The sequence below is a fragment of the Mycobacterium sp. E802 genome, from assembly GCF_001666875.1.
Taxonomy (GTDB): domain Bacteria; phylum Actinomycetota; class Actinomycetes; order Mycobacteriales; family Mycobacteriaceae; genus Mycobacterium.
Window position 1 is genome coordinate 1 of the sequence record NZ_LZJD01000034.1, and the last position, 9,976, is coordinate 9,976.

Sequence of the window (9,976 nt, forward strand, 5' to 3'; positions counted from 1 at the left end):
CCGCCGCGATCGCGCTGCTCGGCATCTTCGCCTTCTATCTGGCCTTCGTCGCCGAGCTGCCGCCGCCACCGCCGAAGCCGCTCAAGACCAAGGAAAAGGTCAACCGCCGCACCCGCAAGCAGGCGGACGCCGAGACCGAGGCTGAGACCGAAGAGACCGACGCGGTCGAAGAGGCCGAAGAGGTCGAAGAGACCGAAGACGCCGACGAAGCTGCTGAGGCAGACGAGACCGAAGCCGAGCCTGAGACAGGCAAGTCCCTGCGCAACAAGCGGCCGTCCAGCAAGAGCACCACGAAGCGGCGCGGCTGGCGATCACGCGGCGAAGTCACCGCCGAGGACTGACGCGGACCAATCGCGTCGACATCACGCGCTCGCCCGGCCAAGATGGGATACATGAGCAAACTGGGCTCACATCCGGTCCGAGCGATTCTCGCCGCGGCACTGACTGCTGCCGCGACCGTCGTCGCCCCGCTGGCCCCTGCCGTCGCGGCACCGGCCGACCCTGAAACCGCCGCCACCCTGGTCGAACCGTCGGTCGCCCGCATCGACACCGTGGTCGACTACCAGCAGGCCTACGGGATCGGCACCGGAATCGTGCTGTCGCCGACCGGCGAGGTGCTGACCAACTACCACGTGGTCCAGGGCGCCAACACGATCCTGGCGACGGTGGCCGGCCGGCAGTTCCCGGCCGACCTGATCGGTTATGACCGGCAGAACGACGTCGCGGTGCTGCAGTTGCACGGTGCCGGTGGCCTGCTCCCGGCGCCGATCGGGGATTCGGCCGCGCTGGCCCCGGGCGCGGGTGTCGTCGCGCTCGGCAACGCCGGGGGTACGAACGCACCCCTGACCCGTGAGGTCGGCACGGTCAGCGCGTTCGGGCGGACCGTCAACGCCGAGGACGAGTTGACCGGCGCCACCGACGAGATCAACGGCCTGTTCGAGTTCGCCGCACCGGTACGGGCCGGCGACTCGGGCGGTCCCGTCGTCAACGACGCCGGACAGGTCGTCGGGATGACGACGGCCGCGTCGGTGAACTTCCGCATGGGACCGGGCGGCAAGGGGTTCGCCATCCCGATCAACGACGCGATGTCCGTCGCCGGCCAGATCCGGTCCCGCACCCCGTCGAACTCGGTGCACATCGGGCCGCCCACCATGCTCGGCGTCGGGGTGCGCACCGCACAGCGGCAGAACGGCGGCGTGATCATCCAGGACGTGATCCGCGGTGGCCCGGCCGAGGCCGCCGGTCTGATCCCCGGTGACCTGCTGGTCGACATCGACGGCACCCGGCTGGATTCGGCGCGGACCTTGACGTTGGTTCTCGATCAGCACTATCCCGGTGACGTGATCGCGCTGACGTGGCTGGATGCCGCCGGTCAGCAACGCACCGGCAAGGCCACCCTGGCGGCCGGGCCGTAGTCCGTGGTCACGCTGGACCGCCTGATCAACGTCCTGGGCGGCTATGGAGTGCGGCTGCGCCCCCCGGCACCAGGATCCCGCCCGGCCCCGCGCTCCACCGAGCTGCGCAACGTGGTGATGCACGAGCCCGGGCCCATCATCGGTGACGTCTTGCTGGCCGTCGGCGCCGAATCCCTCACCGAGGCGGTCAGCTGGGCAGAGGCCGCTCGCGCCGTGGTGGTGTTGGTTCGGGGCGCCGACACCGCCGACGACGAGGTGATCAGTGGCAGCCGCATCGCGGTGATGACCGTCGAACCGGAGGTGTCCTGGAGCGAGCTGGCGGCCGTGGTCTACGGCGTGGTGCTCGAGGGCCGGGAAACCGAATCCGGGCGCGGCCCGACGGATCTGTTCGCCCTGGCGGACAGCCTGGCCGACGCCGTGGGCGGCGCGGTCACCATCGAAGACCGGCGCAGCGCCGTGCTGGCCTACTCGCGGCTGCAGCAGCACGCCGATCCGGCCCGCGCCGAGACGATCCTGAGCCGGCAGGCCTCGCGACGGCTGCGTGCACTGTTCGAGGCGCGTGGGGTGTTCCGTCATCTCACCGAATCCGACGAGCCGATGTTCGTCGAAGGTGACGACGAGCACGGCCTGACCGGGCGGATGGTGGTGGCGGCCCGGGCCGGTCGGGAACTGCTCGGCTCGATCTGGGTGACCTGTGCCGACCCGCTGCCTGATGCGCGCCGGGCCGCACTGGCCGACGGTGCCCGCATGGTGGCTCTGCACCTGCTGCGCTCCCGCGCCAGCGCTGACCTGGAACGCCAGGTGGAATCCGAGTTGGTGATCCGTCTGCTCGAGGGGGCTGCCGACGCCACCACGGCGGCCAGCCGGCTGGCGTTGCCGCAGACACCGCTGCGGGTGATCGCGCTGCGAGCCCACACCGCCGACGAGCGGCACGCCGCCCTGCTGCTGGCCTTCGAGCGGGCCACCGCCGGTTTCGGTTGGTCCCGGCCCGGGCGCAGCGCCCTGGCCGGCAACACCGTCTACACCGTGTTGCCCGGCGCCGAGGCCGAGGCCGCGGTCACCTGGGTGACGGGGTTGCGCGCCGCGCTGCCCGATCCGGTCACCGTGGTGGCCGGGATCAGCGGACCGGCCACCGTGGCCGAGCTGGCGCTGGCCCGCGGCGAGGCCGACGAATGTCTGGCCCTGCACGAGGTGCGACGGACCGGTCCGGCCCCGGTGTACGACGAGGCCTGGGACGACATCCTGCTGCAACGGTTGCGGATCGCCGCCCGCGCCGGACGCGCCCCGCAGCGCGGGCCGGTCGCCGAGCTGCGCGCCCACGACCTGGCCCACGGCACGCAGTACGCCGCGACGCTGCGCGCGTGGTTGGAGGCTCAGGGCGACCTCGCGGAGGCGGGCCGCGCGCTGGGCGTGCACGAGAACACCGTGCGTTACCGGCTGCGGAAGATGATCGAGCTGACCCAGCTCAACCTGGCTGATGCGCGCAAGCGGCTCGCGATGATGATCGAGCTTGCCGCCACCGAAGAACTGTCGTAAATCGACAATCGAACCATCGACAGTTGTCGGAACGGTTCAAACCACGGCGCTGTGTCCGCCCTCACCATGGAGCCATGAATTGGGTCGAGCGCATGGACGGCGGGCCGCGGTCAGCGGTCGTCGTGGGTGCGGGCATCGTCGGCCTGTCCACGGCATGGTTCCTGCAGGAGCGCGGGGTCAAGGTGACCGTGGTCGATCGCACGGGCCCGGCCGCGGGTGCCTCGTGGGGCAATGCCGGCTGGGTTTCGCCGACGCTCACCATCCCGCTCAACGACCCCACCGTGCTGCGCTACGGCCTGCGCTCACTGGCCAGCCCGACGGCGCCTCTGCACATTCCGTTGCGCGCTGACCTCGGACTGTGGTCATTTCTGGCCAAATTCGCCATGAACTGCCGGCTCTCGTCGTGGACCAGGGCCGCCAAGGCCAACGTCCCGCTCAACCAGGAGTGCATCGAGGCCTACGACGTGCTGACCGGCAACGGGGTGGACGTCCCGACGACCGACGGCGCGATCACTGCGCTGTTCGAGACTCGTCGGCAGGCCCAGCACCTGATGGACGAACTCCGCCGGATGGCCGCCGTCGGGGAGACCGTGACGGTGACCGGCCTGTCCGGGGAATCGCTGCGCGAGCACGTTCCGCTGGCCTCCCCGGCGATCACCGCCGGCATCAGCGTCGAAGGGCAGCGCTTCGTGGACCCGGGCCGGTTCGTGCACGCGCTGGCCGACGCCGTCGTCGCCCGGGGCGGGAACCTGGTCACCGCCGAGGTGACCGATGTGCAGCCCCTGGGCCTCGGGGTGATCGTGACGCTGCCGGACCGATTGCTGAGCGCCGACGCCGCGGTGATCGCCACCGGCGCCTGGTTGTCCCGGCTGGCCGGCCGGTGGGTGGACACCCCGGTGCGGGCCGGTCGCGGGTACTCGTTCACCGTGCCGGTGCACCGCCCGATCCTCGGCCCCATCTATCTACCCGACGCGCGCGTCGCCTGCACCCCGTATCAGGGCCGGCTGCGCGTCGCCGGAACCATGGAGTTCCGCTCGCCGGAGGACCCGCCGCAGCCGGCACGGGTCGAGGCGATCGTGGCCTCGGCCGCTCCGCTGCTCGACGGGGTGGACTGGGATGCCCGCACCGACGTGTGGGTGGGCCCGCGTCCGGTGACCCCGGACGGGCGCCCCCTGATCGGTGAGGTGAGTCAGGGCATCTACGTGGCGGGAGGCCACGGCATGTGGGGCCTGGCCCACGGTCCGGTCACCGGCCGCCTGCTCGCCGAGTACATCACCACCGGAAAACAACCCGAAGCGCTTCGAGAATTCGATCCGCTGCGCTGAGCACCCTCGACGTTGCCCTAAATGGGCCGACAAGCCGTCAGGGGCGGAGCCTCCGACCCGCCCCTGACGGCATTTCCGCATCACCGGAAGGAAACTGAAATGACTGTCAGCCAACGTGTTTGGATCTCTCCCGAGGCGAACGAGCGGCTCCAGCAGGAGCTCTCGACCCTGCGTGAGCTGATCAGCACCGAGGCCGCCCAGGATTCCGACGAGAACCAGGTGGCCATCCAGCGAGCCCGCCAGGCCAGAATCCAGCACATCCACGATCTGCTGCTCAACGCCGTTGTCGGCGACGCTCCGCCCGACGACGGAGTGGCCGAGCCGGGCATGGTGCTGACCGTGCGTTACGACGAGACGGGTGAGACCGAGACATTCCTGCTCGGCGCTCGCGGCGCGGAATACGGTGACATCGAGGTGTACTCACTGCAATCCCCGCTGGGAGAAGCGATCCTCGGGGCCCGCCCCGGCGAAAGCCGCGCCTACCAGGTGCCCAGCGGCGCATCGGTGCCGGTCACCTTGCTGGCCGCGGTTCCATTCGGGTTGCACGTGCCGACCGCGGGCTGATCAGGCCAGTTCGGTGATCAGCTGGGCCGCCCGGTCGACGGCTCGGGATCCCCTTATCTCCCTGCCGATTTCGGCTGCGGTGAACCGATAGGCCGGATGGCTGAGCATCGCGTCGACCGCGCGTCGGATGGATTCGGTCGACGACGACCTGTTCAGGGTCAGCCCGGCACCCGCGGCGGCGATCGACTGCCCGACCAGTCGCTGATCCGACAGGCCGCTGGCCGGGATGATCAGGACCGGCATGTCGTGAGCCAGCGCCCGGAATGTGGTGTCGTGGCCACCGTGTCCGACCAGCAACGAACATCTGGGCATCAGCTCACCGTGGTCGGCGTAGCCGCGGACCTCGACATTCGGCGCGGCCGGCAGGGAGCCCGGGTCGATGGCCCCACCGGTGGTGACCACCGCCCGTAGCGGCAGTGGCGCCAACGCCTCGATCACCCGTGCCAGGGTGCGACGCTGGCCCCGAAATCCGTTGCTGGACATGCTGACAAGCACCAGCGGCGGCCGTTCGGGACGGTGCGGACGGCACCCGGGAACGATCGCGCCCACCCATCGGACGTTGCCGGGCTGCGGGCGTCTCGATTCGGGATCGAGCCGCCGCACCGTCGCGACGATGTTGACGTCGGCCGCATCCCACAGCCGGCTGATCCGGTATCCGTACAGGCGTGCGGCGGTTCCGGCTCCGAGCCGGTACTGACCGTTGAGGTAATGACGCAGGGTGTGGGTGAACACGGCATGCGGTATGCCGGCGTCCTGCACGGCCGCCAGTGCCGGGAGCAACATGCAATCGACGACGGCCACGTCCGGGGTGTCGTGCTGGCACAGCTGCCGGACGTCGGCCCCGATGTTTGCGTCGTTGAACATCGGCACCCAGCTCAGCGCGCTTTGTTCCCGGTGCGAATCCCAGTCCCGTGCGGTCGGATAGGCCTTGAACGCAAGTCCCGCATTCTCGACCTGGTGCCGCAGGGTCTCGTGCCCGATGACGTGCACCCGGTGCCCCGAGGCGGCCACCGCACCGGCCACCGTCAGCATCGGCGGCACATTGCCGCCGCCGTCCATCGTCACGAACAACACGTTCATCGGGTCACGTCGTCTCATACTCTGTTCGGATGGTAGGGGAACGCCGGGGCACGCCCGGCAACTTGACCGCTGACGACTGGATACAGGCCGGGTATGCCCTGCTGGCGTCCGACGGGATGCGAGCGCTCAAGATCGAGCGGCTCTGCGAGCAGATCGGCGCCACGCGGGGCAGCTTCTACTGGCATTTCACCGATATGAAAGGTTACCGGGCCGCCTTGGTCGCGTCGTGGAATGCGTTTCTGGAGGAGGACCGCCGCTCGCTGGCCGAACTCGAGCATCTGCCGCCGAGAGAACGGCTGTCGCGGATGATGCAGGCCCTGATGGGCCCGCAACACTGGATCCTGGAACGCGCGATGCGGGAGTGGGCCCGCTCCGACGACATCGCGGCCGCGAACGTGCGGGCAGCCGATCATCGGGTGCTGGTCGCCGTCACGAGGGCGTACTCCGATCACGGGTTCAGCCCCGAGGACGCCCGACTGCGAGCCCAAGCCACGTTCGCCACCGGGATCGGCATGCTGCACTTGATGGACTCGGCCGATGCCATGGCCACCAGCGATCACCACGAGCGGTTCCTGGATCTGATGCTGGCTCGTGGAGGCAACGTCTAATCCTCGCTGTCCGGCGGATAGGGCAGGTCGAACTCGTCGGCCAGCAGGCTCTGGACGATGATCATCGCGGCCTGCGCACCGGCCGCGATGGCGCCGGCCAGATGAGGCTGTTCGGTACACGGGTCACCGGCCACGAAGACCGCGTGCGCAGTGGTGCGGTGCAGCGAATCCACTTGCACCGCATCAGATCCCAGTGGCCCCTCGGTGCAGGCCGCACCGAGTTGCCCGGCCAGCGTCGACCGTTGCCGCAGCGGCGCTTCGACCAGTAGGGCATCCCGGTCCAGCCGATGGCCGTCGGCGAACCCGATCGCTTCCAATTGCCCGTCCTGCCCGTGCAGTTCGACGACTCGGCGGTCATCGACGACCACCTTGGCGGCCTCCAGGCGCCGGCGCTGATCATCCGTCAGATCGGGTTCACCATCGGTGAGCAGCATCACGTCGTCGCTCCAACCCCGCAGCATCAGGGCCGCATGCACGGCATCCTCACCGGCGGCCAAGGCAGCCAGCCGTTTGTCGCGTACCTCCCAGCCGTGACAGAACGGGCATTGGAACACCGATTTGCCCCACAACGCTTCCAGGCCCGACAATTCCGGTGGGCAGTAACGCATTCCAGTGGCCAGCAGCACCCGCCCGGCACGCACCTGCTCGCCGTCGTCGACCTCGAGCACAAACCCGTCGCCGTCAGGAGCACCGGTAAGCACGCACCCTTCGCGGTACCGCACGCTCGGGTAGGTCGACAGCTCGCGCCGACCCGTCTCGTACAGCTCGGCGGGTGGACGGCGATCATGGCCGAGTAACCCACCGATGACCGGTGCTACCCCGTTACTCGGTTCCCCGGCATCGATCAGCAGCGTCCGTCGCCGCGCCCGGCCGAGCACCAGCGCCGCACTCAGTCCGGCCGCGCCACCGCCGACAATGACACATTCCCAGTCATCCACCCCGCCAGCGTTGCCATCAGCGGGGCGATCCAAACCCGGTCACCGGCGGTTGCCGTCCTCATCCCAATGCTCGGCGACCTTTTTGCTGGGTTGCACCCGGGGCGGCTCACCGGGCATCTTCGGATAGCTCGGCGGGTACGGCAGGTCACCGAGCCCGCGCTCCTCATCGGCGGCCACCATATCCAGCAGAGGCTTGATCGACTGCTTCTTCGAATCGATGTCGGCCCACGGATCCTCCCGCCCGGCAAGGAAATCGGGCACGGTGGCGATCGTGTAATCGTCCGGGTCGGCGGTGCGTAGTTCATCCCAGGACAAGGGTGTCGACACGGTCGCGATCGGGGTCTTGCGGGCCGAATAGGCCGAGGCGAAGGTGCGGTCGCGGGCGTTCTGGTTGTAGTCGATGAACAGGCGCTCGCCCCGCTCTTCTTTCCACCACGACGTGGTCACCGCGTCGGGTGCGCGCCGCTCGATCTCGCGGGCCAGGGCGATGCCGGCCCGGCGCACCTCGATGAAATCCCAGTCGGTCGCGATTCGCAGGAAGATGTGCACCCCACGGCCGCCGGAGGTCTTCGGGTAGCCGACCAGGCCCAGCTCGTCGAGCAGGGGCTTGAGCACGTCGCAGGCGATCGTGCGGGCCTCGGCGAATCCGGTGCCCGGCTGCGGGTCGAGGTCGATCCGCAACTCGTCGGGATGCTCGGTGTCCGGGCAGCGAACCTGCCACGGGTGCAACGTGATCGTGCCCATCTGTGCCGCCCAGGCGATCGCCGCCGGATGGGTCACCTTGAGCGCGTCGGCGGTCCGCCCGGACGGGAACGTGACCGTACAGGTCTGCAGGTAGTCGGGATGCTTCTGCGGCACCCGCTTCTGGTAGATCTCCTCGCCTTCGATGCCGTCGGGGAACCGCTGCAGGTGCGTGGGCCGGTCTTTCAACAACGCGACCATGCGGTCGGCGACGTGCAGGTAGTACTCCATCAACTTGCCCTTGGTGCCGTCCTTACCCAGCTTCGGGTAGTACGCCTTGTCCGGGTTGGTGAACCGGACCTTGACCCCGTCGACGTCGAGTTCGGTTGCGGGCGTTGGCACTATCGCGTCTCCAGTACGTCGTAGAGGTCATAGTTGAGTGGCGTGTCGAGCTGGTCGAACGTGCAACTCGACGGTTCCCGGTCGGGACGCCAGCGCAGGAATTTCACGGCATGCCGGAAACGCCTGCCGTGCACGGTGTTGCCCTCCATCTGGTCATACGCCACCTCACATACCCGTTCGGGGCGCACCGGAATCCAGCGTTTGTCGGCTGCGGAGTTCCACCGGCTCGGATCGCCCTCGCGCACTTCGTCGCCCAGCCGCAGCGGCTCGAGATCGGCCAGCAGCTTGAGCCGGGCCTTGGCGGTGAACGACGCTGCGCCACCGACCATCTGCAGCTCGCCGTCGGACCGGTAGAGGCCCAGCAGGATCGACCCGATCCCTTCCCCACTCTTGTGGATCCGGTACCCCATGGCCACACAATCCGCGTCGCGGTGGTGCTTGACCTTGATCATCTCCCGCTTGCCCGGCAGGTATGGCCCGTCGAGCCGCTTGGCGATCACGCCGTCCAGACCCGCCCCTTCGAACTCGTCGAACCAGCGCTGCGCGGTCGGGAGGTCGGTCGTGGCGGGGGTGACGTGAAACGACGGTCCGGTACCCAGCGCGCCGACCAGGGCGGCGCGCCGCTCGGCGAACGGCTTTCCGGTGTAGTCGTCGTCCCCGAGGGCCAGCAGATCGAAGGCGATGAACGCCGCCGGCGTCTGCTCGGCGAGCATCGTGACCCGGCTTGCGGCCGGGTGCAGCCGCAGTTGCAGCGCCTCGAAGTCCAGGCCGTCGCCGGTGGCGATGACGATCTCCCCGTCGACAACGCAACGCGGCGGTAGTTCGGCACGGGCCGCTGCCACCAGTTCGGGAAAGTAGCGGGTCATCGGGCGTTCGTTGCGGCTGCCGAATTCGACCTCGTCGTCGTCGCGAAAGCAGATGGTGCGAAAGCCGTCCCACTTCGGCTCGTACGACATGCCCGGCGGGATCTCACGCACCGGCTTCGAGAGCATCGGCGAGACCGGCGGCATCGTGGGCAGATCCATCTGCCCACGATGACATTGCCCTGGCTCGGTGGTCTACGTGAGTATGGAAGTTGTGGACTTGCCGGTGCAGCCGCCCATCGAACCGATGCTTGCCAAGGCGCAGGTGAAGGTGCCCGACGAGCCGGGCGTGTGGTCATACGAACCGAAGTGGGATGGCTTCCGGGCGCTGGTGTTCCGCGACGGCGACGAGGTGGTGCTGCAATCGCGCAACGGCAAGGAGCTCGGCCGCTATTTTCCCGAGCTGCTGGACACGTTGCGTGACGAGCTCGTCGACCGCTGCGTGCTCGACGGGGAAGTCGTGGTGCCGAGGAACATCGACGGCCGGGTGCGCCTGGACTGGGAATCCTTGTCGCAGCGCGTGCATCCGGCGGCCAGCCGAGTGAAGATGCTCGCCGAACAGAC

9 protein-coding genes and 2 pseudogenes are annotated in these 9,976 nt (G+C 68.9%); 7 read left to right on the top strand and 4 right to left on the bottom strand.

Annotation, left to right across the window (positions count from 1 at the left end):
- The 5 genes and pseudogenes from A5699_RS29480 to A5699_RS05075 form a co-directional block, all read left to right on the top strand.
- Positions 1-341: pseudogene (locus tag A5699_RS29480) on the top strand (hypothetical protein); the annotation flags it as partial.
- A 51-nt stretch (positions 342-392) separates the two neighbouring features.
- Positions 393-1,415 (top strand): S1C family serine protease, encoded by a 1,023-nt coding sequence (locus tag A5699_RS05060; RefSeq protein WP_067766357.1) that lies wholly within the window; start codon positions 393-395, stop codon positions 1,413-1,415.
- A 3-nt stretch (positions 1,416-1,418) separates the two neighbouring features.
- Complete coding sequence (locus tag A5699_RS05065) at positions 1,419-2,951, top strand: CdaR family transcriptional regulator (RefSeq protein WP_067766333.1); 1,533 nt, start codon at positions 1,419-1,421, stop codon at positions 2,949-2,951.
- Between the two features lie 74 nt (positions 2,952-3,025).
- A complete protein-coding gene (locus tag A5699_RS05070) occupies positions 3,026-4,276 on the top strand; it encodes an FAD-binding oxidoreductase (RefSeq protein WP_067766336.1) in 1,251 nt (416 codons plus the stop codon).
- A 99-nt stretch (positions 4,277-4,375) separates the two neighbouring features.
- On the top strand, positions 4,376-4,840 hold the full coding sequence (locus A5699_RS05075; RefSeq protein WP_067766339.1) for a GreA/GreB family elongation factor: 465 nt from the start codon (positions 4,376-4,378) through the stop codon (positions 4,838-4,840).
- Here the strand turns inward: A5699_RS05075 and A5699_RS05080 are convergent, their stop codons facing one another.
- On the bottom strand, positions 4,841-5,920 hold the full coding sequence (locus A5699_RS05080; RefSeq protein WP_067766342.1) for a glycosyltransferase: 1,080 nt from the start codon (positions 5,918-5,920) through the stop codon (positions 4,841-4,843).
- A gap of 29 nt (positions 5,921-5,949) precedes the next feature.
- Between A5699_RS05080 and A5699_RS05085 the strand changes: the two genes are divergently transcribed.
- Positions 5,950-6,528: a TetR/AcrR family transcriptional regulator gene (locus tag A5699_RS05085; RefSeq protein WP_067766345.1), complete on the top strand. Its 579-nt coding sequence runs from the start codon at positions 5,950-5,952 to the stop codon at positions 6,526-6,528.
- On the opposite strand, the gene A5699_RS05090 is transcribed toward A5699_RS05085, so the two are convergent.
- Genes A5699_RS05090 through A5699_RS05100 form a run of 3 tightly spaced genes read right to left on the bottom strand, consistent with a single transcriptional unit; the run spans position 6,525 to position 9,574 of the window.
- Positions 6,525-7,466, bottom strand: coding sequence for an NAD(P)/FAD-dependent oxidoreductase (locus A5699_RS05090; protein WP_067766348.1), 942 nt, complete (start codon positions 7,464-7,466; stop codon positions 6,525-6,527). The genes A5699_RS05085 and A5699_RS05090 overlap by 4 nt on opposite strands.
- Positions 7,467-7,505: 39 nt before the next feature.
- The gene (gene ligD / locus A5699_RS05095) at positions 7,506-8,549 is read right to left on the bottom strand and encodes a non-homologous end-joining DNA ligase (RefSeq protein WP_067766351.1); all 1,044 of its coding nucleotides are present in this window, start codon (positions 8,547-8,549) and stop codon (positions 7,506-7,508) included.
- A complete protein-coding gene (locus tag A5699_RS05100) occupies positions 8,549-9,574 on the bottom strand; it encodes an ATP-dependent DNA ligase (protein WP_067766354.1) in 1,026 nt (341 codons plus the stop codon). The genes ligD and A5699_RS05100 overlap by 1 nt, the downstream gene beginning before the upstream one ends.
- 43 nt (positions 9,575-9,617) lie before the next feature.
- Here A5699_RS05100 and A5699_RS05105 point away from each other — a divergent pair.
- Positions 9,618-9,976: pseudogene (locus tag A5699_RS05105) on the top strand (ATP-dependent DNA ligase); the annotation flags it as partial.

What these genes read in the sequence shown, in the direction of transcription:
- A5699_RS05075 (WP_067766339.1), top strand. Translation starts at nt 4,376, where the DNA reads ATGACTGTCAGCCAACGTGTTTGGATCTCTCCCGAGGCGAACGAGCGG.
- A5699_RS05085 (WP_067766345.1), top strand. Translation starts at nt 5,950, where the DNA reads ATGGTAGGGGAACGCCGGGGCACGCCCGGCAACTTGACCGCTGACGAC.
- A5699_RS05100 (WP_067766354.1), bottom strand. Translation starts at nt 9,574, where the DNA reads ATGGATCTGCCCACGATGCCGCCGGTCTCGCCGATGCTCTCGAAGCCG.
- A5699_RS05080 (WP_067766342.1), bottom strand. Translation starts at nt 5,920, where the DNA reads ATGAACGTGTTGTTCGTGACGATGGACGGCGGCGGCAATGTGCCGCCG.
- A5699_RS05070 (WP_067766336.1), top strand. Translation starts at nt 3,026, where the DNA reads ATGAATTGGGTCGAGCGCATGGACGGCGGGCCGCGGTCAGCGGTCGTC.
- A5699_RS05060 (WP_067766357.1), top strand. Translation starts at nt 393, where the DNA reads ATGAGCAAACTGGGCTCACATCCGGTCCGAGCGATTCTCGCCGCGGCA.